Below are 23,701 nucleotides of genomic sequence, written 5' to 3'. Positions count from 1 at the left end.
TCAGGAGCGTTATCTTGAAAATCACCCGTGTCAGCGTCACCCCGATTGCCTTTCGCGATCCGCCACTGCTAAACGCCAGCGGCATCCACGAACCCTTTGCCCTGCGCTCGATCATCGAGATTGAAAGTGACAACGGCTACATCGGCCTCGGCGAAAGCTACGGCGATGCCCCGGCGCTGGCCATCCAGCAACAATTGCAGAGCCAGTTGATCGGCCTCGATCCGTTCAACCTCAATCAATTGCGCGCGATCGTGCAGGCCACCGTGGCGGCGAATAAACCCGCCGGCGTCGCTGGTGCCGAACTGGCCCCCGGTTCCCACGCCAGCAAAGCGGTGAGCAATGCCTACTCGGCATTCGAAGTGGCGTTTCTCGATTTGCAGGCGCACTACCTGAACGTGCCGCTGGTGGACCTGCTCGGCGGGGCGATCCGCGATGAAGTGCCGTTCAGCGCCTACCTGTTTTTCAAATACGCCGAACATATCGACTCCCCCTACAAGCCGGACAACTGGGGCGAGGCGCTGAGCGAGCAACAGATCGTCGCGCAGGCAGCGCGGATGATCGAGGCGTACGGTTTCAAGAGCATCAAGCTCAAGGCCGGCACCTTGCCGCCGGAGCATGAGGTGGCATGCATCAAGGCACTGAAGAAAGCCTTTCCGGGATTTCCGCTTCGCATCGATCCGAACGGCAACTGGTCGCTGGAGACGGCGATTCGCATGGCCGAACTGCTCGGCGATGATCTGCAGTATTACGAAGACCCGACCCCGGGCCTTGATGGCATGGCCGAACTGCACAAGCGCACCGGTCTGCCCTTGGCGACCAATATGGTCGTCACCGATTTCGACGAGTTCCGCCGCAGCGTTGCGCAGAACAGCGTGCAAATCGTCCTCGCCGACCACCATTATTGGGGTGGCCTGCGGGATACGCAGACGCTGGCGAAAATGTGCGATGTGTTTGGCCTCGGCGTGTCGATGCATTCCAACTCGCACCTGGGCATCAGCCTGATGGCCATGGCGCACGTCGCGGCGGCGGTGCCGAATCTGGATTACGCCTGCGACACCCACTACCCGTGGCAGGAGCCGGACGAGGAAGTGATCAAGGGCGGCAAGCTGCCGATTGTCGATGGCTGTGTGAAGATCAGCCGTGCGCCGGGGTTGGGGCTGGAACTGGACCATGAGCAACTGGCCAAGCTGCATGACCAGTACCTGACGTGCGGGATTCGCCAGCGCGATGATGTGCGGCAGATGCAGCGGTACAAGGCGGATTGGCGGGCGGTCAAGCCGAGGTTTTAAGTTCGTTGCGACTGGCTTCTTCGCGAGCAGGCTCGCTCCCACACTTGACATACGTTTCCCTGTGGGAGCGAGCCTGCTCGCGAATGGCCGCGACTCGATCCTTCAGAGGGTATCAATCAGCCAATCCCTGAACGCCTTCAACGAAGGCAAATTCTCATTACGCGGCGGATACACCAGGTAATAGCTGCGTCGGCTGGTAATCGGCTCGCCCAGTTGCAGCAATTCGCCCTTGAGCAATTCGTCTTCGACCAGAATTCGCGGCACCAGGCCAACACCGATATTGGCGCGTACCGCCTGGATCAAGTGCGAGGTCATTTCAAAGCTCGGTCCGATCCGCATGCTGCGATGCGCAAGTTGGTGATGGCTGAACCATTCCGCCCATGCCTGGGCATTGCTGCTGACGTTGAGCAGCAACTGCCCGGCAATGTGCCGTTCGGCCTCCTCGCGTTCCGTTGCCGACAACTGCGCGCTGGCAATGGCCACCAGTTCTTCGGTGTGCAGGGGCAGGGCGGTCAGGCCTGGCCATTCACCGCCGCCGACGCAGATCGCCGCGTCGATTTCGCTGGTATCGAAGTCGATGGTTTCGATCCGCGAGTGCAGGTGCACGGTCATGCCCGGGTGCGCCGTGTAGAAATCCTTCAACCGTGGCAGCAGCCATTTCGAGCCGAAGGTCGGCAGCGTCGCCAGGCGCAGGCTGTGGATGCCCGAACCAAACGCCATTGCCTGCAAGGTTGCGCTGCGAATCTGCCCGAGGGCTTCGCTGAGTTCGCGCTGATACATGCGCCCGACATCCGTCAGCACCACCTGCCGGCCTTCGCGGCTGAACAAGCGCATGCCGAGCATCTTCTCGAGAATCTGTACCTGGCGGCTGACCGCGCTCTGCGTCAGTGACAGTTCATGGGCGGCGCGGGTGTAACTCTCATGACGAGCGGCGGCCTCGAAAGCCAGCAGCAGCGACATGGACGGTGTGAGGGTGCGCGGATTCATTCGTAAAACTCATCGATAGCGGGTCGAAATTACGCTTGTTCCATGGCTGGCCAGCAATGAACATGGGCGCAATCAGATGGCGGAGCCTGACGCAATCATTCCTTGCGCACAACTGTTCACCGCTACACAGCCCGATTTGACCGAGATAACCCGACCAATGATTGCCCAGCTGTCGCCCGCCAAAGCCTTGACCGGCGATTACCAACAATTCCTCGCCGCCCTGAAAGACAGCGGCTTTCGCGGTGAAATCAGCGCTGATTACGCCAGCCGCGTGGTACTCGCGACCGACAACTCGATCTATCAGCGCCTGCCGCAAGCCGCTGTGTTTCCGCTGGATGCGGATGATGTGGCACGTGTCGCACGGCTGATTGCCGAACCGGCGTACGAGAAAGTGGTGATCACCCCGCGTGGCGGTGGCACCGGCACCAACGGTCAATCGCTGACGGACGGTATCGTCGTCGACCTGTCGCGGCACATGAATCGCATTCTGGAAATCAACGTTGAACAGCGCTGGGTGCGGGTGCAGGCCGGGGTGGTCAAGGATCAGCTCAACGCCGCGTTGAAATCCGCCGGGCTGTTCTTCGCCCCGGAACTGTCGACCTCCAATCGCGCCACGGTCGGCGGCATGATCAATACCGACGCCAGTGGCCAAGGCAGTTGCACCTACGGCAAGACCCGCGACCATGTGCTGGAACTGGAGATGATCCTGCGCGGCGGCGAGCGTTTGCACGGTCTGCCGCTGACGGAGGACGAGCTTGAAACGCAGTGCGCCCGCGACGATCGGGTCGGCGAAGTCTATCGTTGTGCGCGGCAGATCATTGATGAACAGGGCGAGCTGATCAAGGCACGCTTTCCGGATCTCAACCGCTGCTTGACCGGTTATGACCTGGCGCACCTGCGTGAGGCCGACCAGCGCTTCAACCTCAACAGCGTGCTGTGTGGCGCGGAGGGCTCGCTGGGCTTCGTCGTCGAAGCGCGGCTCAACGTGCTGCCGATTCCCAAGCACACGATGCTGGTGAATATCCGCTACGCCGGGTTCATGGATGCCCTGCGCGATGCGCGGGCGTTGATGGCGCTCAAGCCGTTGTCGATTGAAACCGTCGATTCCAAGGTCTTGCTGCTGGCGATGCAGGACATCGTCTGGCACGGCGTTGCCGAATATTTTCCCGAAAACCCTGAGCGACCGACTCTGGGCATCAACCTGGTCGAGTTCTGCGGTGACGATCCCGAAGACCTGCAGCGCCGCGTCGAAGCGTTCCTCGAACATCTGCAAAGCGACCGCACCGTGGAGCGCCTCGGACATACACTGGCGATCGGTCAGGCAGCGGTGAACAAGGTCTATGGCATGCGCAAACGGGCGGTGGGCCTGCTCGGCAACGTCGCCGGCGAAGCCCGCCCGCAGCCTTTCGTCGAAGACACCGCAGTGCCGCCGCAGCATTTGGCCGAATACATCGCCGAGCTGCGCGAGCTGCTCGACAGCCACGGTTTGCAGTACGGTATGTTCGGCCATGTTGACGCCGGCGTACTGCACGTGCGGCCGATTCTCGACATGAAAGACCCGCAGCAAGCGGCGCTGGTACGCCCGGTGTCTGATGGCGTCGCCGCGTTGACCCAGCGCTACGGCGGCCTGCTCTGGGGCGAGCATGGAAAGGGCCTGCGTTCGGAGTACGCGCCGGCATTCTTCGGCGAGTTGTACCCGGCGCTGCAAGCCTTGAAAGCCGCGTTCGACCCGCTCAATCAGTTCAACCCTGGCAAAATCGCCACGCCGGCCAACGGCGGCGCGGCATTGCTGAAGATCGACGAAGTGACCCTGCGCGGCGAGCTGGATCGGCAGATCGACGAGAAAGTCTGGCAAAGCTACGGCGCGGCCATGCACTGCAATGGCAACGGCGCCTGCTACAACTTCGATCCCGATGACGCCATGTGCCCGTCGTGGAAAGCCACCCGCGAACGCGCGCAGTCGCCCAAGGGCCGCGCTTCGCTGATTCGTGAATGGCTGCGGTTGCAGGGCGAGGCGGGCGTCGACGTGCTCTCGGATGCGATTCGCAAACCGGCTTTTTTCCGCTCGCTGTGGCAGCGCTGGCGCAACAGCCGCGATCCGTCGGCGGACTTCTCCCATGAAGTGTATGACGCCATGGCCGGTTGCCTGGCCTGCAAATCCTGCGCGGGGCAGTGCCCGGTCAAGGTCAACGTGCCGGAATTCCGCTCGCGTTTTCTCGAGCTGTATCACAGTCGTTATCTGCGGCCGGCACGGGATTACCTGATTGCCTCGCTGGAATACACCATTCCCTATATGGCGCGGATTCCGGCGCTGTACAACGGTCTGATGGGCGCTGGCTGGGTGCGTGGCGCACTGGCGCGGATCGGTGGCATGGTCGATGTGCCGTTGCTCAGCCGTTTCGATTTCCACGCAGCGATGCGCCGTTGGCAGGTGCAGCCAGCAACGGTTGCAACGCTGTCGGCGCTGACCCCAGAGCAACGCGAACGCAGCGTGGTTATCGTGCAGGACGCCTTCACCCGCTACTTCGAAGCGCCGCTGCTGGCTGATCTGGTCGAGCTGATTTCGCGGTTGGGTTATCAGGTGTATCTGGCGCCGTTCAGCGCCAATGGCAAACCGCTGCATGTGCAGGGCTTTCTCTCGGCGTTCAATCGCGCGGCTTTGCGTAATGCTGAGCAGTTGCAGGCGCTGGCGCAGACCGGGGTGCTTTTGCTGGGGCTGGATCCGGCGATGACTCTGGTCTATCGCCAGGAATACCTGAAAGTACCGGGCCTGAATGAATGTCCTGAAGTGGCGCTGGTGCAGGAATGGTTGCTCAAGGTCATGCCAGAACGGACGCCTGATGCTCAGCCGAAAGCGTTCCGTCTGCTCGCCCATTGTACGGAGAAAACCAACGCGCCGGCCGCGACCCGCCAATGGGAACAGGTGTTCCAACGGGCCGGCTTGCAGCTGGCCACGCAAGCCACCGGTTGCTGCGGCATGTCCGGTACCTACGGCCACGAAGCACGTAATCGCCAGACCTCAGCAATCATTTATGAGCAGTCGTGGGCGCGTCAGGTGCAGGCTCCGGCGGAGCAGGGCGAGGCGTTGGCGACCGGCTATTCCTGCCGCAGCCAGGTCAAGCGCCAGTCGGATCAGGCGCTGCGCCATCCGTTGCAGGTGCTGCTCCAGACCCTGCGTCGCTGACCGTGTCGCTGGTGTCCTTGTCCCAGATCAGGCGCGGGTCGAAACTCATCGCCGCGAGCATGGTGAACACCACGACCAGGCCGAAGAAGAGGATGCCCGGTCGTGGCTCGATATCGCCCAGCGCCTGGAATTTCACCAGCGCCGCGACCAGCGCGACCACCAGCACATCGAGCATCGACCAGTAGCCGATCAGTTCGACGAAGCGGTACAGCTTCGAACGCTCCCTGCGCGCCCAATCGCTGTTGCGCTGCACGGTGACCAGCAGCAAGGTCAGGGCGACGAATTTGATTCCCGGCACCGCGATGCTGGCGATGAAAATGATCAGCGCAATATCCCACGCCCCGGCCTCCCAGAACTCCAGCACGCCACTCATGATCGTGCTGTCGGCGCCGTTGCCGAGCATCACGGTATTCATCACCGGCAGCAGATTGGCGGGAACATAAAACGCCAGCGCGGCGAGCATGTACGCCCAGGTGCGCGCCAGCGAATTGGTCTTGCGCCGGTGCAACGGCGCATCACAGCGCGGGCACTGGTGTGGCTCGTCGGTCATGTCACAGGCCAGGCCACAGCTGTGGCACAGGCACAGGTTGAGTTCGCTGGCGGTCGGTGGACGCTTCATAAAATGTCCCACAGTTCGCGAATGTCCCGGCCGGCAATGCGGATCATCATCAGGCTCAGCACCGCCAGGGCGAACAGGCCGATCCCCGGCAGCACATCGAGCAGTCCGGCGAGTTTGAACACCGCGACCATCGCCCCCAGCAGACACACTTCGAGCATGCTCCACGGGCGCAGGGTTTCCAGCCAGCGCATGCACAGATTGAACCCCGGTGCCCGACGCAGGCCGAGGGCAAAACTCAACACCCAGACCAGCAACACCAGCTGAAATGCCGGGGCGATGATGATCGCAATCGCCGCGACCATTGCAATGAACGTAATCGGCCCCTGACTCAGAGCAAGCACCGAATCCCAAAGGGTTGCGCTGTTTTTCATGCCTTTGAGGCTGATGCTCATCACCGGGTAGAAATTGGCGAACAGCCACAGCATCGCCGCCGTGAACGTCAGCGCCAGACGCTGCTCGATGGTCAGGCCGTTGAAGCGCTGCAGCACGCCACCGCAGCGCACGCACAGGGTTTTCTGGTGTTGGGCGAGCACGACTTTCTCGTACACACAATCACAGTGCTCGCAAATGATCAGGTGTTCGGTGTTGACCATGGACAGCGCTCAAGGGCAGGGCGGATCTGTTCACTATAGAAGGCTGGCGCTGATGGGCAACTTCGATGCTGCATGTTTGGGTTTTGTTTTTCTGGTGTTATAAGGTAACGCGAAATTTGCGGGCGGCGTTGTGGCTGTCCGGTGTTATCCCTCTCGATTGCGAAAGATCCATGACCCCAGTGCTTCCCCGTTCTGCCTCATTGACGACTGGCCGGCTGCTGTCCATTGATGCGCTCCGAGGCCTGGTGATCCTGTTCATGCTGCTCGATCACGTGCGCGAAACCTTCCTGCTGCATCGCCAGGTCTACGATCCGATGGACATCGCCAGCACCGAGCCGGCGCTGTTTTTCAGCCGCACTCTGGCGCATCTGTGTGCGCCGGTGTTCGTCTTGCTGACCGGTTTGTCGGCATGGCTCTACGGCGAAAAATACGCCGGTAAAGCCGATGTCAGCGCGTTTCTGTTCAAGCGTGGATTGTTCCTCGTGGCGCTGGAGTTCACCTTGGTCAACTTCGCCTGGACCTTCCAGTTGCCGCCGAGCGTGATTTACCTGCAAGTGATCTGGGCGATCGGCCTGAGCATGATCGCGCTGGCGCTGCTGGTCTGGTTGCCACGTGCGCTGCTGCTGACGCTGAGCGTGGCGATCATCGCCGGGCACAACTTGCTTGATACGCTGCATTTCCCGGTCGAGTCGGCGCTGCATGTGCCTTGGGCGATTCTGCATGATCGAGGCTGGATCGAGATCAGCGAAACCCTGCGCCTGCGCACCTCGTACCCGCTGCTGCCGTGGATTGGTGTAATCGGCCTGGGCTATGCGCTGGGGCCGTGGTTTGCTCGCGGCATGGACGCGGCGGTGCGTCAGCGTCGTTTGCTGATTGCCGGGGTCGGTGGATTGCTGGGATTTGTGGTGCTGCGCTTGATTAACGGCTACGGCGAAAAACCGTGGGCGATCAGCGATTCGCTGGTGCAGACACTGATGAGCTTTTTCAACATCACCAAATACCCGCCATCGCTGCTGTTCATCGCGCTGACTGTGAGCGTGGGGCTGTTGCTGTTGCTCGCCTTTGAGCGCGTGCAGAGTCGCCGCTGGATTGGCTGGCTGACGGTGTTCGGCTCGGCACCGATGTTTTTCTATCTGCTGCACTTGTATGTGTTGAAGGTGTTGTACCTGATCGGTGTGGCGCTGTTCGGCCTGAATCAGGGCAGCTATTTCGGCTTTTCGACGGTGACGGCGGTGTGGCTGGCGGCGGTGGTTCTTGCCGTGGTGCTGTTCCCGGCGGTGCGCTGGTTCTCTGCATTGAAAGCGCGGCGGCGGGACATCAGCTGGCTGAAATATCTGTAAATTGCGTGGACTTGTGGGAGTGAGCTTGCTCACGAAAGCGGTGAATCAGCCGGTATAAATGCTGGCTGATGCACCGCCATCGCTGGCAAGCCAGCTCCCACAGGGTTCTATGGTGTTTGCTGTATCAGTTTCCACCGCAGTATTTGTGGGAGCTGGCTTGCCAGCGATGGCGCCGGTGGATTCGGCATCTTCATCGCTTGATACACCGCTTTCGCGAGCAGGCTCGCTCCCACAGGTTTTACAGCATCCGGCTTATTTGCGATCCAGCCACACGGTCTGCGCGTTGCAGAATTCCCGTACGCCAAAGTGCGACAGCTCACGACCGAAGCCGCTTTTTTTCACGCCGCCGAAGGTCACACGCGGATCGCTGGCGGAGTAGCCGTTGATGAACACGCCGCCGGTTTCCAGTTCACTGGTCAGTTGCTCAGCCAGCGCCACGTTCGCGGTGTAGATAGTCGCGGTCAGGCCGAAATCGCTGTCGTTGGCCAAGGCCACGGCGTGTGCGCAATCGCGGGCGGTGATGATCGAAGCGACCGGGCCGAACAGCTCTTGCTTGAACGAGGTCATGCGGTCGGTGACATCGGCCAGTACCGTCGGCTCATAGTAGTTGCCCGAACCCTCAACCTTGCCGCCCCCCAGCAACAGCGTCGCGCCTTCCTCCAACGTGTCGCGCACTTGCTGATCCAGTTCATCACGCAGATCGAACCGCGCCATCGGCCCGATGTAAGTGTCGGCGTTCAGCGGATCGCCCATTTTCAACTGGCGTGTCGCTTCAACGAACTTGCGGGTGAATTCCTCGACCACACCTTGTTCGATGATCAGACGTTTGGCAGCCGCGCAGACCTGGCCGGAATTCTGATAACGACCGACCACCGCCGCGTGCACCGCCTCATCCAGATCAGCATCGTTGAGCACGATGAACGGATCGGAGCCGCCGAGTTCCAGCACGCATTTCTTCAATGCCGCACCGGCCTGAGCGCCGATGGCCATACCGGCGCGGACGCTGCCGGTCAGCGTCACAGCGGCGATGCGCGAATCGGCGATGGCGGTGGAAACGCCTTCCGGGGTCACGTTGATCACTTCAAACACGCCCTCGGGGAAACCGGCGCGAACAAACGCATCGCGCAGCAGGTAAGCGCTGCCCATCACGTTCGGCGCGTGCTTGAGTACGTAGGTGTTGCCGGCAATCAGCGTCGGCACCGCGCCGCGCAGCACTTGCCAGATCGGGAAATTCCACGGCATCACTGCCAGAATCGGCCCCAGCGGGCGGTACTCGATGCGCGCCTTGCCGCCTTCCACCTGAGTCGCCTCGGCGTCGAGCATGGCTGGGCCGTGTTCGGCGTACCACTCGCAGAGCTTGGCGCATTTCTCGATTTCGCCACGGGCCTGGGCGATCGGCTTGCCCATTTCCTGGGTGATCATGGTTGCCATCGCTTCTGAGGTTTCACGCAGCGCGCCGGCGAGGGCGGTCAACAGGCGCGAACGATCCTGCAGCGGCTTGCGCTTCCACTTGCCGAAAGCGAATGCAGCGCGAGTCAGTGCCGCATCAAGGGCAGCGGCGGATTCAAACGCGTAGTCACCGATCTGCTCGCCGGTGGCGGGGTTGATCGAGATGGCGTGGGTCTGGCTGGAAATCTGGCTCATGACGTTGTCCTGTAGGTTCGTCGGATGGGCCTAGAGTAGGATGGCGTTAGTTTTCTGGAAACTGAATAATAAAGAGCGTTTCTTTCACGATTGGAGAATGACTTTGGATCTGGTGCAACTGGAAATCTTCAAGGCCGTGGCCGAGCACGGCAGCATCAGCGCCGCCGCCACGCAGATCCACCGCGTGCCGTCGAACCTGACTACGCGGATCAAGCAGCTTGAGCAGGATCTCGGCGTCGATCTGTTCATCCGTGAGAAAAGCCGATTGCGCCTGTCGCCGGCCGGGTGGAGTTTTCTCGAATACACGCGGCGCATTCTCGATTTGGTGCAGGAAGCCCGAGCCACGGTGGCGGGGGAGGAACCCCAGGGCGCGTTCCCCTTGGGTTCGCTGGAAAGTACCGCAGCGGTGCGTATTCCCGAACTGCTGGCGGCGTACAACCAGCAACACCCGAAGGTCGACCTTGACCTGTCCACCGGGCCATCGGGGACGATGATCGACGGCGTGCTGTCCGGGCGGCTCGCCGCTGCATTCGTCGACGGCCCGGTGCTGCATCCGGCGCTGGAAGGGGTGCCGGCGTTCGAGGAGGAAATGGTCATCATCGCGCCGCTCAATCATTCACCGGTCGAACGTGCGGCGGACGTGAATGGCGAAAACATCTACGCCTTCCGTTCCAACTGTTCTTACCGGCATCATTTCGAAAAATGGTTCAGCACTGACGCTGCCGTACCGGGCAAGATCTTCGAAATGGAGTCCTACCACGGCATGCTCGCCTGCGTCAGCGCCGGTGCCGGCCTGGCACTGATGCCGCGAAAAATGCTGCAAAGCATGCCCGGCAGCGCGACGGTCAGCGTCTGGCCGCTGACCGCGGACTTCCGCTATCTGACCACTTGGCTGGTGTGGCGCCGGGGCACAGTGTCGCGCAGTCTGAGCATGTTCGTGCGCTTGCTTGAAGAGCGGGGCGTGGTGCGTGAGCAAGCCTGATCGAGCACGTCTTTATGGCGTGCCGTTGCGCCCGTACAAACGATAACCGTCGCGCTGATTCAAGCGATCGTAATAGGCGCGCACCGCAGCCAGATCCCCGTGATCGAGCGGCGTTTCGAACCAGCGATTCACTGACAGCCCGATCGGGATGTCCGCCAGGGAAAACTGCTCGCCACTGACGTAAGCGCCGGTCTTCTCCAGTTGGCGATCGAGGATTTCCATGTTCCGCGTCCAGTCCCGGCAACCGGCGGCCAGGGCATCGCGGTCCTGATAGTCGGGCGACTTGCGCACCAGTGCCATCAGCGGGTATGACCACGAGCGATTCAGCTCCGAGGCCTGCCAGTCGATCCATTGATCGACCCGCGCGCGGGCGATGGGCTCGGCCGGATACAAGTGAGCGCCGCCGTAACGCGTCGCCAGATAACGAATGATGGTGTTGGATTCCCAGAGAGTGAAATCGCCGTCCTGGATCACCGGCACCATGGCGCAGGGATTGAGCGCGAGAAAATCCTGTGTGTTTGGCGACTGGAAGCCCGAACCCCAGTCTTCGCGCTCGAACGGGATGTCCAGTTCGGCACAGGTCCACAGCACTTTGCGCACGTTGATCGATGAGGCTTTGCCGAGTATTCGCAGCATGGGATTTCCTTCTCCGAGTGGTGGACGCAGGAAAATACCATAGCGCAAAGCACAAGGCCCGCATCGCGCGGGCCTTGGTTCATCAGCATCTGACTACGGCTTTTGCCGGGCGGGATTACCGGTTGAGGAACGCCAGCAGATCCTCGTTCAACGCCTGCGCATGGGTCACGGCAAACCCGTGCGGCGCGCCCGCGTAGACCTTCAACTCAGCGCCCTTGATTTGTGCGGCGGCCTGCTTGCCGGTGGTTTCGAATGGCACGATCTGGTCGCCGTCGCCATGGATCACCAGCGTCGGCACATCGATCTTGGCCATGTCCGGGCGGAAGTCGGTTTCCGAAAACGCGGTCACGCAGTCGACGGTGCCCTTGAGCGATGCCATCAGCGCGATGTTCAGGGTTTGCGTGAGCACGCCGTCAGAGACTTTCTGGCCCTGATTGGTGCCATAGAACGGCGCGTTGAAATCAGCGATGAACTGCGCGCGATCTTTCAGCAGGCCGGCCTTGATGCCGTCGAACACCGATTTGTCGACGCCGTCGGCGAAGTCGGCTTTCTTGCCGAACAGCGGCGTGACCGCGCCGAGCAATACCAGGCCGGCAACACGCTCGCTGCCGTGGCGGGCGATGTAGCGGCTGACGTCGCCGCCACCCATGGAGAAGCCGACCAGGGTTACGTCGCGCAAGTCCAGATGGTTGATCAAACCGGCGATGTCATCGGCGAAGGTGTCGTAGTCGTAGCCGGTCCACGGCTGCTCCGAGCGACCGAAACCACGGCGGTCGAAGGCGATGGTGCGGTAGCCGCGACTGCTCAGGTACTCCATCTGGTATTCCCACATGTCGGCATCCAGCGGCCAGCCGTGGCTGAACAGCACGGGCTTGCCGCTGCCCCAGTCCTTGTAATAGATCTCGGTGCCGTCTTGGGTTTTGAAGGTGCTCATGCAAACTCCTTGTGATCGTGTGTGGCAAGAATAGATGCCGAATGGGCAACGGCCACTATCCGCGCAAAACGCGCCCGCCACTTGTACGCAGGTGCTGGTTTCACCCGTATGAAAGCGCGGCAAATCCCGATGAGCGGAACAAACTTAAGTTTGACGTCAAAATGATGGCCCTCTAATATCGCGCCACTATTTTGATGTCACTTTTTATGTCGAGGGATCGAACATGTTTTCACCCGCCTTCACGGCGCGGTTGTGCCTGGCGCTGCTTTGCCTTTCTCCGCTTGAATCTGCCTGGGCCGCGCCCACTCCTGGTGAAACCGACCTGATCCGCGAACGTCAGAGCCGCTTGCTCGAAGAGCAGCAGCGGCGCCTCGAAGAACTCAAGGATCTGCCCGGCAAAGACGCCAAACCGGCGCAACCGACAACCCCCGTCGATACGCGCTGCTTCACCATCAAGGACATCGAGCTCAAGGGCGCCGACAGCCTCTCGGAGCGTGAGAAGACGCGGCTGCTCAAGCCTTATATCGGCGAATGCCTCGGCGTGCCGCAGCTCAACGAGCTGCTCAAAGTCATCACCGATCACTACATCGAGAAAGGTCTGGTCACCAGCCGCGCTTATCTGCCGCAACAGGATCTGTCCGCCGGGCACCTGAAAGTGCTCGTGGTCGAAGGAAAACTCGAAGGCATGAAAGGCGCGGAAAACAGCCGGCTCTCGGATCGCGAACTGGCCATGGCCTTTCCCGGCAAAAGCGGTGAACTGGTCAACCTGCGCGAGATCGAGCAGATGGTCGACCAGCTCAATCGCCTGCCGTCCAACCAGGCCAAAATGGAACTGGCGCCGGGGCAGAATGTCGGCGGCAGCGAGGTGCGCGTGACCAACACGCCGCAGAAGCCATGGCGCGCCGGCCTGTCGCGCAGCAACGATGGCCAGCGCAGCACCGGCGAGCAGCAGTGGGGCACGTCGTTCGATTGGGACAGCCCGCTGGGTCTGGCTGACCAATTGAGCCTGCGCGGCGGTCACGATGCGATGACCGATCATCAGCACACCTCCAACAACGCCATGCTCAATTACAGTCTGCCGTGGGGCTGGTGGACGTTCAGTTACACCTACAGCCAGAGCGAGTACCGCTCGCAGATCGCCGCCAACGGCTACAACTTCAAGCAGACCGGCGACAGCGAAAACCATCAACTGCGCGCCGAGCGCGTGATCCATCGCGACGCCGTCAGCAAGACCTCCCTCAGTGCGGGACTTTCGTACCTGCGCAGCAATAACTTCATCGAAGACAGCAAACTCAAACTGAGCAGCAATCGCATCAGCGAAGCGCAATTCGGCTTCAACCACGGCCGTCGTGTCGGCAGCGCTTTCGTCAACTTCGACGCTGGCATGCAGGAGGGCATCGGTGCTTTCGATGCGCAGGGCAGTCACGATCCCGGCCCCGGCGAACCGGACGCACGCTACCGCAAATACAGCGCAACCCTGAGCTATTTGCAGCCGTTCAAATTGCTCGGCGAATCCTTCAGCTTCAGCAGCCTGATGACCGGCCAGCGCAGCGAAGACGTGCTGTTCAGCCCACAACGCACCAGCCTCGGCGGCTCGGCGTCGATCCGTGGCTACAAGGATCAATCGCTGTCCGGCGACAGCGGTGGTTACTGGCGCAACGACCTGCGCTGGAGCCGCCCGGTGACTGCCGAATGGCTGCGGCCAGTGTTCGCCGAGTACGGCACCAGCCTCGGTTACGACCAAGGCGTAATTCGCGGCGATCGCTACAACGGCGATCAGCACGGACGCATGTCGAGCAACTCGCTGGAGCTGTTCGCACGTGGTCAGCATGTGGCCGCCAGCGTGACTTTCGCGCATTCCCTGGAACGACCGGACGCGCTGACCGAGCGTGAAGCGCCGATCTATTTCCGCCTGGATTTCTTCATTTAATTTTTGCCCGCTTCGAGATTCTGATATGGACATTCGCCACCTGGCCTTCCTGGCTAGCCAACCTTCTGCGGCCGTAAAAAAGCGCGAGCAATTCTGCGGCATGCCCAAGCGTGGTCTGGCCTTTTTGCTGGCGAACGTCATGTTCTGGCAACCGGTGTGGGCGCAGGCGGACGGCATCGTTGTCAGTGCACCCGGCACCAGTCTGGATCGCGCCGGCAATGGCGTGCCAATCGTCAACATCGCAGCGCCCAATGGCAGTGGCCTGTCGCATAACCAGTTCCACGACTACAACGTCGGTGCGCAAGGCGTCATCCTCAACAACGCCACCGACCGCATGCAACAGACGCAACTGGGCGGGATCATTCTCGGCAACCCGAACCTGCGTGGCGCAGCGGCACAAACCATCCTCAACGAAGTCAATGGCGGCAGCCCGAGCCAGTTGCGCGGCTACACCGAAGTCGCAGGGCAATCGGCACGGGTGATCGTTTCCAATCCTTACGGCATCAGTTGCAACGGTTGCGGTTTCATCAACACGCCACGTGTCACGCTGACCACCGGTAAGCCGGTGCTCGACAATGGTCGCCTGGAGCGCTTTCAGGTTGATCAGGGAAGCGTGTCGATTGACGGCGTCGGTCTTGATGCGAGCAACGTCGACAGTTTCGAAATCATTACTCGCAGTGCGCAGATCAATGCACAGATCCACGCAAAAAACCTGAACATCACCACCGGCCGCAACGACGTCAACGCCGACACGCTCAGTGCCACCGCCCGTGCCGATGACGGCAGCGCCAGACCACAACTGGCCATCGACTCCTCGGCGCTCGGCGGCATGTATGCCGGTGCAATCAAACTGGTCGGTACCGAGCAGGGCGTTGGTGTGAAGCTGGCGGGGGATCTTGCCGCCAGCGCCGGTGACATCCGGATCGACGCCAATGGCCAGCTGACCCTGGCTAAAGTCACGGCGGGTAATGCCGTCGATGTAAAGGCCAAAAGTCTCGATGCCCAGGGCGCGGTTTATGCCGGTACGCAGGTCACCGTACAAACCGCCGAAGACCTGATCAATCGCCAAAGCCTCGCTGCCCGTGACAGCGTCAGCCTGAGCAGCGGCGGCAGGCTGACCAACGCTGGTGTGATTGAAGCCGGGGTGAACGCAGACAACAGCCGCAACGCCAAGGGTGATCTGTCGATCAACAGTGCTTCGGTGAGCAACAGTGGCAGCGTGTTGGCCAGCCGAACCCTGACCGCCAGCGCAGCCGCAACGTTCGAGAACCAGAACGGTACCGTGCAGGCTCAAGACATCACTCTGAACGCGGCGCGCCTGGTCAACCAAGGTGTGAATGCGCGTGTTTATGGTGAAACCCGTCTAGTCGTGAGCGCGCCGGCCATCGTCAACCTCAGCGGCCTGATTCGCTTCGCCGATGGGCAAGCGGCAACACTGGTGGTCGACAGCATCGACAACCGTCAGGGTCGTATCGAAATCGCCGGCGGCAGCCTCAAGCTCAATGCTCAGGAGGTAAAAAACACCGGCGGCAAAGTGATCGCCGGTCGCCTCGACGTGGACGCCCGTCAACTGGACAACAGCGGCGGCCTGATCGGCGCCAGCGACGGTGAGGCCAAGGTTGTCGCCCGCGAACGTCTGAATAACGGCGCGGGCAAGATCCAGGCGAAAACCACACTGGCACTGTCGGGAGGGGAGTTGCTCAATCAGGGGGGGACGCTGGCAGCCGACGACATTCTCGTCACGGCCACTCGCCTCGATAACAGCGCCAAGGGTGTGATCAGCGCGGAAAAAGGTGCTGCTGATCTGACGCTGATGCAGGATTTCGATAACCACGACGGCAAGGTGCAGACTTCGGATCGCTTGACCGTCACTGCGCAGAGCATCAACAACCGCAACGCAAGTCTGACGGGCAAAACCCTCGAGGTGGCCAGTCGCGGCACGCTGGATAATACGCAAGGCGCGATTTCGTCCGATGACAGCGTGGTTTCCAGTGCAGACCTGGATAACAGCCTTGGCCTGATCCAGGGGACCGATCGCCTGAGCCTGACCGCGCAAGATCTGCAAAACGCCAGCGGCCAACTTTTGGGCGGCATCGTCGACGCAAACCTGCGCAATCTGATCGGCAACAACGACGGCACGCTCAGCGCCGAAACCGGGCAACTGACGCTCCTCGTCCAGCAGCACTTGAACAACGCATTGGGCCGTCTGCAATCCATCAAAGGCGATGTGGAACTGCGTGCCAGCTCTATCGATAACCGTGGCGGTGTAGTCGCCGCCCGGCAATTGCTGGTGGTGGCCAAGGACGGATACGTCGACAACCGTGGCGGGCGGATGATCGCCGACGGCCTGGAGTTGCACGCGGCCAGCCTTGATAACCGTGCCAACGGGTTGTTGGCCGCAGGTGCCGATGGCGCGCGGTTGATCCTCAAGCAAACTGCACCAAGCCAGTCGCAACTGCTGAATCAACAGGGCCGGATTCAGAGCGAAGGTCAGTTGCACATCGACGGTGACGAGATCGACAACAGCGCCGGTGTCCTGCTCGGCAACGCTATCGACATCAATGCCAAACAACTTGGCAACAACGACAAGGGCGGCATCGTCGGTAATGGCGGCGATGTCGTCCTCAACATTGCCGGAGTTTTCAGCAACGTCACCGGTCTGGTCGATGCTGGCGCACAGCGCTTGCTCCTTGATCAACTGACCTCGCTGGATAACCGGGGCGGCACCCTGCAAGGCAAGCGCCTGGACATCAATAGCGCCTGGATCAACAACAACGCTGCCGGGCAGATCATCGCTGGCAGCGACGGCCTGAAGATTACTGGCAAAACACTGCTCAACCAGCAAGGTGTGATTCTGGCCAACGGCAGCCATGCCGAACTGGCGCTGAACAACGGCAATTTGCAAAACCAGGGCGGCACGCTGCAAGCCGACTCGGTGAGCATCACCAGTGCCGACCTCGACAACAGTGCAGCCAGCGGCAAGGCCGGGCTGATTTCCAGCCTGATTGATGACTTGACGCTGACCGTGACGCGCTTGGCTAACCGCGCCGGCAGAATGTTCGGCAAGGATCAGGTGATCTTCACTGGTACCAGCCTGGACAACACCGGCGGCGAGATCAGCGGTAATCAGCTGGGGCTCGAAGCCGTCGGGCAGGTTCTCAATCAGGGCGGCCTGATCGAATCGGCGAACAGCCTCAAGCTGACTGCCAGCGGCTTGGATAACAGCGCCGGCGGCCAGCTCCGCGCCCTCGGTGGCGCTGCGAGTCAGATCAAGCTGACCGGCAATCTGAACAACCAGAGCGGCGTGATCGAAATCGGCAGTCAGGACCTGCTGCTATCCGGTGCCGAAATCAATAACTTCAGCGGCAATGTTCGCCACGCGGCACAGGGCCTTTTCGACCTGGATGTGAGCCAACTGGCCAACAACCAGGGCAGTCTCACCGGGCTGGGCAATGGTGTATGGGATGTCGGCTCGGTCAACGGTGTTGGAACCTGGCAACTGAACGGCGGGCTGACCTACACCAGTGCGCAGAACCTGACGCTCAATGCTGGCGAACGGATCGCCAGTGCTTCGGCGCTCAGCCTCAACGTGGCCAACCTGAACAATGCCGGACAATTGCTCAGCGGCGGCGATCTGGCGCTGACCCTTGGCGGCAATCTGCTCAACAGCGGCAAAGTCTCCGCGCAGCAGAAACTCACGATCAGCGCCAACGACGTGATCCAGCAGGACGGGCGACTGGTTAGCGGCGGCGACACCGTGATGACCTTGCGCGGCACACTGGACAATCTCGGTCGCCTGATCGCCAATCAGAACCTCACGGTGACGGCGGCACGGATCAATAACAAAGGTACCCTCGGCGCCCAAGGCGATCTCGAATTCACCGCCGCCAACGGTCTCTACAACGATGCCGACACGCTGCTGTTCAGCGGCGGCACGATGAAGCTGCACGGCAACAGCCTGAATAACTATTACGGCGATATTTACAGCCGCGGCAACATGAGCTTCGACGCTGTCGATGGCGGGCGCGCGGCGTTGTTCAGCAACTTGTCGGGCACCATCGAAGGCGAGGGTGACGTCGACATCAACGCGGTCTCCTTCGAAAACGCCAAAGCCGAGTTCGAGCTGACTTCCGGTCAGTCGTCCGGCAGTTTGAGCTGGGTGTGCGGTCAGCACTGCGATGGTGGTGATGGCTGGAAGCGCGGCACCATCACCATCACTACCCAATTCAACGACGAGGTGCTCAAGGACTCGCGCGCGGCGCGATTCGTGGCAGGCAAGAACTTCACCATCCACGCCAACCAGGTTGAAAACCGTTACAGCCTGCTGGCCGCCAACGGCGACCTGACCGTGACGGCTGACAGCCTGCTGAACCAGGGCGCGGAGTCGCGTTCGGGGACGCGAGTGGTGAAAAGGGGCACCCCTGGGCGTATCGACAACAGCCTCTGGGACAAGATGGAGTTCGTCGATGTTCCGGCGTTCAACGCGGCTGCCGCGGCCGGCAACTTCGATCAGGCGCGGTTCGATGAACTGATCAGTCGCTCCAGTGATTCGCGATTCTCTTTGATGAGTGACGTCACCACCTGGAATGCAAACGGTAACGCCGTTTACGCTGCGGTGATGCAGGCCGGCGGCAAGGTCAAGCTCGACGTCACCAACAGCATCCAGAACGGCACGCTATACGACAACACTTATGATCAACTGACAGGTTCCCTGGCCAGCGACCAGACTGACGCGGTCGGCGGCATCAACATCAACCTGGGCAAACATAGCACCGACGCTGTCGCCCAAACCTCCAGATCCGTTACCCGTATCGAGCATGTCGACGCCGATGGCGTGAAGCAGATCAGCTTCACACCGGTGGACTTCAAAGGTGTGCCGTTCGCCGCAGTCGACCCGACCGCTTCCTCGACCTTCCGGTTGCCGAAAGGCCCGTACGGCATGTTCGTGCAAAGCACCAATCCGCAGAGCCGTTATCTGATCGAAACCAATCCGGAGCTGACCCAGACGACGGCCTTCATGAGCTCCGACTACCTGCTCGGCAAGCTCGACTTCAGCGCCGATGAAGCGGCGCGTCGCCTCGGTGACGGTCGTTATGAATCGCGGCTGATCAGCGACGCCGTCATGGCCCAGACCGGCCAGCGTTTTCTCGCCGGTGGACTGGAGAACGACTACGAGCAATTTCGTTATCTGATGGATAACGCTCTCGCCAGCAAAAACCAACTGAACCTCTCTGTCGGCGTCAGCCTGACCTCGGCGCAGGTCGCTGCGCTGACCCACGACATTGTCTGGATGGAAGAGCGCATCGTCGACGGCCAGAAAGTGCTGGTGCCGGTGTTGTATCTGGCGCAGGCCGAGTCGCGCAACGTGCGCGGTGGCAGCCTGATTCAGGGCCGAGATCTGGAAATGCTGGCCGGTAGCGATCTGGTCAACGTCGGCACATTGAAGGCCAGCAACGACGTGTCCGTCGACGTCAAGGGCAGCCTCTATCAGGGCGGTCTGGTGGAAGCCGATGAGCGCATCAAACTCATGGCCACCGACAGCATTCGCAACGCACTGGCCGGCGAAATCCGTGGCAATCAGGTCGAACTGACGACACTCAAGGGCGATATCGTCAACGATCGCACCGCCATCGCGGTGCGTGATGGCAACGGCATGCGCACCCTCGTCGACGACGGCAGCATCATCAGCGCCCGCGACAGCCTGACCATCAAGTCCGGACAGGATCTGACCAACGCGTCTGCCATCAGCAGCGGCGGTGACGCCAGCCTGAGTGCAGCGCGCGACATCAACCTGTTGGCGACACGCGACGAAGACGAACTCCACGAATCGTTCGATGGCGGCCATCGCTCAGTCATTACCACCACGGTGGAAAACCTCGCGTCGACAGTGAAAACCGGCGGCGACCTGAAGCTCGATGCCGGTCGCGACATCAACGTCGTCGCCAGCACAGCCGAAGCCACCGGCAACCTCACCGCCGAGGCCAAGCGCGACATCAACATGTCCTCGGCCGGGGATGAACACAACGTCGAAACCCATAGCAAGGACGGCAAGAAACGCGTCCATGAACAGGATGACCACACTGTTCAGAAAGCAGCTGAGTTCATCGCCGGCGGCGACGTAAAAACCAGTTCCGGGCGTGACACCACACTGATCTCGAGCAAAATCAGCGCAGGCAATGAAGCCTACGTCTACGCCGGTAACGACCTCAATCTGCTGGCCGCGCAGAACAAGGACCACACGCTCTACGACATGAAGGAGAAGGGCGGTTTCGGCAACCTGAAACTCCAGCGCGACGAAGTCACCCAGGTCACCCACGTCGGCAGCGAAATCAAGACCGGCGGCAACCTGTCTCTGGTCAGCCTGGGCGACCAGCATTACCAGGTGGCCAAACTCGACAGCGGCAAGGACATCCTCCTCGACAGCGGCGGCGCCATCACCTTCGAAGGGGTGAAGGATCTGCATGACGAGAGCCATACCAAAACCAACAACAACGCCGCATGGGTCTCGGCCAAGGGTCGCGGCAACACCGACGAAACCCTGCGCCAGACGCAGATGATTGCCAAGGGCAACATCGTCCTGAAAGCGGTCGATGGGCTGAAGATTGATATCAAGGATGTGAGTCAGGAGTCCGTCAGCCAGACCATTGATGCGATGGTCAAGGCTGATCCGCAGTTGGCGTGGTTGAAGGATGCGGAGGCTCGGGGAGATGTTGATTGGCGGCGCGTGAAGGAGATTCACGAGTCGTTTAAATACAGCAACTCGGGGCTTGGCCCGGCTTCGCAGATGATTATTGCGATCGTGATGGCTGCCTTTGTCGGGCCTGCTGCGTTCGCTTCGCTAAGCGCGAGCATGGGCACAGCCTGGGCCGCAGGCCTCGCCGCTGTGGCAACAGGTGCAGCCACAAATGCCACGACCAGTTTTATCAATAACGGCGGAAACCTTGGAGCGGTTTTCGCGGACGTTACTTCATCCGATGCACTGAAGGGCTATGTGATTTCCGGAGTGACAGCCGGATTGATGGCCGAATACCTGAACCAGCTGACGGGTATGAAATACGATCCGAATACCGGAAAGTTGCTCGGCCCGTCGTTAGCCACGTGGGAGGGCGTCGGCAGATTTGCTGGAAGCCAAATCATCCAGGGTGGCACTTCCGCGCTGATCACCAAGGCAGTCGGCGGCGATGCAAGTGCCGGTGACGTTCTGAAGACGGCTCTGTTCAATACCGTCGCGGCGTTCAGCTTCAACATGGTGGGCGATCTTACGCAGGGCGTTCTGGATGATGGCTCAGCGGGCAAAATCATCATTCATGCGGCGGTGGGTGGGCTGTTGTCGGAGATGACCGGCGGGGATTTTGCGACAGGCGCGTTGGCGGCTGGTGCGAATGAAGCGCTTGTTGGTGAGATGAACAAATGGTTCAAGGGCAATCCCGAGTTGTTGCTCATGGGGTCGCAGATAGTGGGGGTGCTCTCCGCAACTGCACTGGGCAATACTGATCAAGAGTCATTGGAAAACGCTTCTTGGGTTGCCAACAACGCGACACAGTACAACTTCCTGAATCACCAGGATGTAAAAGACCTCGAGAAAGCGCTTAAGGAGTGTAAAGACAACTGTGATGCTGTTCGAGCTGAGTTTGCCAAGCGTGATGCGGATAACACGGCGCGGCTCAATAACTGTTGGGCGACCGGCGATTGCGCGCAGATCAAGGCTGAGATTGATGAAGGCTCTCTTGCATTAAATAAACTTTGGGAAAATGACGATTCGGGGATCACAGATCAATTCCTTCATAGCAATATCGCCGACTCGACCAACGCTAGGACGCGAGCGGTCCTCGACCACCTTCCGAAAGGGGATCCGGCTAATGCGGTGAAATTGTTGGCTGCAGCGGGAATTATTGCTCTTGCGCCGGAAGCGATTGGTTTGCTTGGACAGTTGGCCACGAGAGGTGCAGCTACTTGTGCAGCAAACCCAGTGCTGTGCGCGAACGAAGTCGCGATCTGGACCGCTGAGGCAGGAATGTCGGAGGCACTTCCCGTGGGGTTAGGGGCCACAGCAGGTGGGGCCGCAGCCAAGGAACTGAGTGATCTCCGCGGTTTGATGGAGATCGAAGCGAAAACTGGGGCTAAGCTAACGGCTGAGCAGATTGCGGCAGTCGTTAGGCCGGCAGCGATAGGTTCAGAGGGGGCAGCCACCGTTGGAGGTCAGGCAACCTCTACATTTTTGAAAGATTTTGGCGAGAAAGTTCTTAGTCATAACACCCAGATTGGCGTGCGTAATAGTAAGGCGGGGACGATTTCTGGTGCTCATAACAGCGATGCCTTCTTGGAGTCGGTTGAAAAAACTGGGGCAAAAATCTCCAATAAAACTACGGATGTCCGTTATCCTGGCCTTGTGGAGTATAGTTATCAGTTGCCTAAAACTAACACTCGGGGCGAGTTGGTCGGTGGATACAAGTCCAAATCCACCAAAACAACTTATGATTCGAAAATTCTGTCAGATATCAAGGTGGCTGATATGTCGAGCAGGGCGGCAGTCGAAGCTGGCTCTTTGTTCAGAGCTAATCCAGCCATGAGGGAGGCCAGTATCAAAGTTGATGGTTATTACTTTCAAGTGACGCGTGATAGCAAAACTGGAGATATAACAAACTCATTTATTACTATGCCGCCGAGGACGAAATAATGGCTGATTTGGTTTGGTTAGAGGTTCTCAAGGAATCATTTTCTTCAACTGACGCAGATTATGAGGGTCTTTACGAGTTAATTGAGGCTTCTATCGTAAGAGGGAGGACTAATTTTCCTGCGTTTATCTACGACGCTTCGCAGGGACATGGGTTCTCAGTGGCTGAAGGTTTTTTTACTCGCTTGATCAGGATTGGGACGATCCAGAAGAATTCAATGAGGTAAGTTTCTTCTTGGGGGAAGCGTTAACTTCTAGCATACCTGTGGCTGACTACGTTTCTCTGATGAAAATTGCAGCTGATGTTTATTCTGCTTACTTTCCAGATGAACGCGATGGAGTTCAAAGGTCTGCTGAAAGATTAGAAAAGCGTTATTCACAACAAATGGAGGAGATAAACGGGGACAGACCACCTTTCAATTCTCGTCCAGCGTAAAAGCGGTGGCGACCTGAAGCTCAATGCCGGTCGCGACATCAACGTTGTCGCCATCGCCGAAGCTACCGGCAACCTTACCGCCGAGGCCAAGCGCGATATCTCCCTGTCTCGGCCGGTGATGAACACAACGTCGAAATCCACAGCAGGCACGGCAAGAAACGCGTCCATGAAGAGGACGACCACTCTTTTCAGGAAGCTGCTGATTCATCGCCAGCGGCGACGCAAATACCAGCCCGGACCTCGACACCACACTGGTCGCGGGGAAGATCTGCACAGGCAACGAAGCCTACGTCTACGCCGGTAATGATCTGAACCTGCTGGCCGCGCAAAACAAGGGCCGCACCCTCTACGACATGAAGGAGTAAAACGTGTCTGTCCGCCGTTTTCCCAAGTAAGGTGATTGGAACAAACGTCTGATGCGCTCCGATCTCGACAATCAAAATAAATGTTCGG

Annotated in this window: 13 protein-coding genes; 6 read left to right on the top strand and 7 right to left on the bottom strand. The window is 60.0% G+C overall.

All coding sequences use genetic code 11. The annotated features are described in order from the left end of the window. The first annotated feature begins 14 nt into the window (after positions 1-14). The gene (locus AB4O45_RS01935) at positions 15-1,289 is read left to right on the top strand and encodes a glucarate dehydratase family protein (protein ID WP_095180228.1); all 1,275 of its coding nucleotides are present in this window, start codon (positions 15-17) and stop codon (positions 1,287-1,289) included. A 102-nt stretch (positions 1,290-1,391) separates the two neighbouring features. Here the strand turns inward: AB4O45_RS01935 and AB4O45_RS01930 are convergent, their stop codons facing one another. Continuing rightward, a complete protein-coding gene (locus AB4O45_RS01930) occupies positions 1,392-2,276 on the bottom strand; it encodes a LysR substrate-binding domain-containing protein (protein WP_236168672.1) in 885 nt (294 codons plus the stop codon). A 157-nt stretch (positions 2,277-2,433) separates the two neighbouring features. On the opposite strand from AB4O45_RS01930, the gene ydiJ reads away from it, so the two are divergent. Continuing rightward, positions 2,434-5,460, top strand: coding sequence for a D-2-hydroxyglutarate dehydrogenase YdiJ (gene ydiJ / locus AB4O45_RS01925; RefSeq protein WP_252886360.1), 3,027 nt, complete (start codon positions 2,434-2,436; stop codon positions 5,458-5,460). On the opposite strand, the gene AB4O45_RS01920 is transcribed toward ydiJ, so the two are convergent. Both AB4O45_RS01920 and AB4O45_RS01915 read right to left on the bottom strand, forming a co-directional pair. Continuing rightward, a complete protein-coding gene (locus AB4O45_RS01920; protein WP_150741026.1) occupies positions 5,393-6,079 on the bottom strand; it encodes a paraquat-inducible protein A in 687 nt (228 codons plus the stop codon). The two genes, ydiJ and AB4O45_RS01920, sit on opposite strands and share 68 nt — an antisense overlap. Further along, on the bottom strand, positions 6,076-6,672 hold the full coding sequence (locus AB4O45_RS01915) for a paraquat-inducible protein A (RefSeq protein WP_041480769.1): 597 nt from the start codon (positions 6,670-6,672) through the stop codon (positions 6,076-6,078). The genes AB4O45_RS01920 and AB4O45_RS01915 overlap by 4 nt, the downstream gene beginning before the upstream one ends. A gap of 170 nt (positions 6,673-6,842) precedes the next feature. Between AB4O45_RS01915 and AB4O45_RS01910 the strand changes: the two genes are divergently transcribed. After that, positions 6,843-8,012 (top strand): DUF1624 domain-containing protein, encoded by a 1,170-nt coding sequence (locus AB4O45_RS01910; RefSeq protein WP_252886359.1) that lies wholly within the window; start codon positions 6,843-6,845, stop codon positions 8,010-8,012. Positions 8,013-8,264: 252 nt separating this feature from the next. On the opposite strand, the gene AB4O45_RS01905 is transcribed toward AB4O45_RS01910, so the two are convergent. After that, positions 8,265-9,656, bottom strand: a complete 1,392-nt coding sequence (locus AB4O45_RS01905; RefSeq protein ID WP_310216493.1) for an aldehyde dehydrogenase family protein — start codon at positions 9,654-9,656, stop codon at positions 8,265-8,267. A gap of 103 nt (positions 9,657-9,759) precedes the next feature. Here AB4O45_RS01905 and ptrR point away from each other — a divergent pair, with 103 nt between their 5' ends. Next, positions 9,760-10,638 (top strand): putrescine utilization regulator PtrR, encoded by an 879-nt coding sequence (gene ptrR / locus AB4O45_RS01900; RefSeq protein WP_038862196.1) that lies wholly within the window; start codon positions 9,760-9,762, stop codon positions 10,636-10,638. Positions 10,639-10,650: 12 nt separating this feature from the next. On the opposite strand, the gene AB4O45_RS01895 is transcribed toward ptrR, so the two are convergent. Together AB4O45_RS01895 and AB4O45_RS01890 are read right to left on the bottom strand one after the other, a co-directional pair. Next, a complete protein-coding gene (locus tag AB4O45_RS01895; protein ID WP_460161006.1) occupies positions 10,651-11,274 on the bottom strand; it encodes a glutathione S-transferase family protein in 624 nt (207 codons plus the stop codon). A gap of 115 nt (positions 11,275-11,389) precedes the next feature. Next, entirely contained in the window at positions 11,390-12,208 is an 819-nt protein-coding gene (locus AB4O45_RS01890; protein ID WP_095180222.1) for an alpha/beta fold hydrolase, read from the bottom strand. A gap of 223 nt (positions 12,209-12,431) precedes the next feature. Here AB4O45_RS01890 and AB4O45_RS01885 point away from each other — a divergent pair, with 223 nt between their 5' ends. Then, positions 12,432-14,138, top strand: coding sequence for a ShlB/FhaC/HecB family hemolysin secretion/activation protein (locus AB4O45_RS01885; protein WP_460161005.1), 1,707 nt, complete (start codon positions 12,432-12,434; stop codon positions 14,136-14,138). Positions 14,139-14,163: 25 nt separating this feature from the next. Beyond that, positions 14,164-22,815 carry a two-partner secretion domain-containing protein gene (locus tag AB4O45_RS01880; RefSeq protein WP_460161004.1) on the top strand — a complete coding sequence of 2,884 codons (8,652 nt, stop codon included), beginning with the start codon at positions 14,164-14,166 and terminating at the stop codon, positions 22,813-22,815. 413 nt (positions 22,816-23,228) lie between these two features. Here AB4O45_RS01880 and AB4O45_RS01875 read toward each other — a convergent pair whose 3' ends face one another. Next, positions 23,229-23,528: a hypothetical protein gene (locus tag AB4O45_RS01875; protein WP_130927882.1), complete on the bottom strand. Its 300-nt coding sequence runs from the start codon at positions 23,526-23,528 to the stop codon at positions 23,229-23,231. Positions 23,529-23,701 lie beyond the last annotated feature (173 nt).

It is taken from the genome of Pseudomonas sp. S2_B10 (assembly GCF_054668425.1).
This window is presented reverse-complemented; position numbering and strand designations above follow the sequence as displayed.

What these genes read in the sequence shown, in the direction of transcription:
- AB4O45_RS01910 (WP_252886359.1), top strand. Translation starts at nt 6,843, where the DNA reads ATGACCCCAGTGCTTCCCCGTTCTGCCTCATTGACGACTGGCCGGCTG.
- AB4O45_RS01885 (WP_460161005.1), top strand. Translation starts at nt 12,432, where the DNA reads ATGTTTTCACCCGCCTTCACGGCGCGGTTGTGCCTGGCGCTGCTTTGC.
- AB4O45_RS01905 (WP_310216493.1), bottom strand. Translation starts at nt 9,656, where the DNA reads ATGAGCCAGATTTCCAGCCAGACCCACGCCATCTCGATCAACCCCGCC.
- AB4O45_RS01920 (WP_150741026.1), bottom strand. Translation starts at nt 6,079, where the DNA reads ATGAAGCGTCCACCGACCGCCAGCGAACTCAACCTGTGCCTGTGCCAC.
- ydiJ (WP_252886360.1), top strand. Translation starts at nt 2,434, where the DNA reads ATGATTGCCCAGCTGTCGCCCGCCAAAGCCTTGACCGGCGATTACCAA.
- AB4O45_RS01915 (WP_041480769.1), bottom strand. Translation starts at nt 6,672, where the DNA reads ATGGTCAACACCGAACACCTGATCATTTGCGAGCACTGTGATTGTGTG.
- AB4O45_RS01895 (WP_460161006.1), bottom strand. Translation starts at nt 11,274, where the DNA reads ATGCTGCGAATACTCGGCAAAGCCTCATCGATCAACGTGCGCAAAGTG.
- AB4O45_RS01880 (WP_460161004.1), top strand. Translation starts at nt 14,164, where the DNA reads ATGGACATTCGCCACCTGGCCTTCCTGGCTAGCCAACCTTCTGCGGCC.
- AB4O45_RS01930 (WP_236168672.1), bottom strand. Translation starts at nt 2,276, where the DNA reads ATGAATCCGCGCACCCTCACACCGTCCATGTCGCTGCTGCTGGCTTTC.
- AB4O45_RS01890 (WP_095180222.1), bottom strand. Translation starts at nt 12,208, where the DNA reads ATGAGCACCTTCAAAACCCAAGACGGCACCGAGATCTATTACAAGGAC.